Consider the following 1,645-nt stretch of genomic DNA (forward strand, 5'->3'; position numbering starts at 1 on the left):
GCCCCCGCGCCGCCCGCGGCGACGAGCCAGGCCAGCGCGCCCGCCGCGGCGGCGGCCGCGGCCGTCCGCGCTATGAGGCGCCCGGTTCCGGACGCGATTCTGCTACGTGCCTTTGCCTTCATGACAGTCCTTGTGGTCGATACGAACCGTATTTCCGGAACATGTTCAAAAAGGGCGGGAAGGACACAGAGTCAGGTACCGCCCGGCATTTGCAGCAGATTCCCCCGCGAACAGAGCGACAGGCCCCCACGCCGCACCCTCACCCCCACCCCCTTGACTTGCTGCATGGAAGTCGCCACCCCGACGTTTGTCCAATGACCCAATCGCCACAGATCGACCACCCGGCACGAATCGGACGTGACGTACGCCACTCCCGAAAAGGTTGTACTGGTCACCGTGAAGGAAGCGTGAATGCTCTATAAATCCCTCATAACTCCTGTTCATTTCTTCGAGAAATTCACATTCAATCACTTACCCTTCCCGAATTTTTCATCTCCTGGTCAGCCAATGGCGAATGCGTGTTCTCCAGGTAGTGTTCCGGTCCGTATCCGCAATCAGGTGACGGTCCATCACTGCCCGCCGACCGGCGGGCAGTCGGGCCGTCACATCCGTAGCTGCACCGTCGTATCCCGGGAAGGATGCTCACTTTGTCAGCGTCACTGTGGAGCAGACGCCGCATACTCACGGCCGCCGCCGGGGCGGCGGCGGCCGTTCCCGCCCTGCCGGCCATCGCCACCCTGACCGCCACACCCGCCCGGGCCGCCGGGACGGACACCGACGAGTTGGACACCGGACTGCCCGACACCGACCGCGGCAAGGCGGTGTGGCAGTACAAGATCGGCGGCACCGCGGTCCGTGAGGCCGCCGCCGCGGCCCTGGTCGGGTCCTCGACCGCCGTCTCCACCTTCCTCACCGGTGAACTCCCGTTGGCACAGGCGGAGGACAACCGCTTCGCCGTTCTCACGGGCCTGCCCCACGCGGGCAAGTCCACGCAGGAATCGGCCCAGGCCGCCCTGACCGCCGGCGACGAGGCCATCGCCACCTACCTGAGCACCGGTTACGCCGAGCCCGTCACCACGGACCTGCGCGTCGCGGTGCTCACCGTGCTGAACAACAGCGGACCGGGCGTCAGGCGCGAGGCCACCAAGGCACTGGACCTGGGCACCACGAAGGCTCTGCGCACGTTCCTGGACGACACCCAGTACACGGCGCAGGCGGAGGATGAGCGGGTCGAGCTCTTCACGATCCTCAACACCGCCTCCCCCGAGGTGAAGAAGTACGCCGAGCAGGCTCTGAACGACGGGTCGGCCGCGGCCGTCCACCAGTTCCTCGTCTCGGGCCAGTTCATCGCCCGGGCCCGCGACGAGGAGGCCGCGACGATCGACCAGCTGGTCGCCGTCGTCGAGCGGGAGGGCAGGCAGGCGAAGCTCAAGACCGATCAGGCGGTCGCCGCCTCCGATCACGCCAAGAAGGCGGCGGAGGAGGCGAAGGCCGCCGCCCTGAAGGCGGCCGAGGAGGCGCGGGCCGCCAAGGAGGACGTCCGCAAGTCGGCCCGGGCCGCGAACGACGCCGCGAACGCCGCCCGCGGCGCCGCCTCGGCCGCGAACACGGCGATCTCCGCCTCCCGCACCGCGCAGGCGGCGTC

1 protein-coding gene is annotated in these 1,645 nt (G+C 68.2%); it reads left to right on the plus strand.

The window, feature by feature from the left end; genetic code table 11:
• Positions 1–638: 638 nt before the first annotated feature.
• A partial coding sequence (locus EBH09_RS37350) for an ALF repeat-containing protein (protein WP_193776787.1) occupies positions 639–1,645 on the plus strand: 1,007 nt, incomplete at its 3' end.

This window comes from Streptomyces sp. E2N166 (assembly GCF_003671715.1).
GTDB lineage: Bacteria > Actinomycetota > Actinomycetes > Streptomycetales > Streptomycetaceae > Streptomyces > Streptomyces thinghirensis.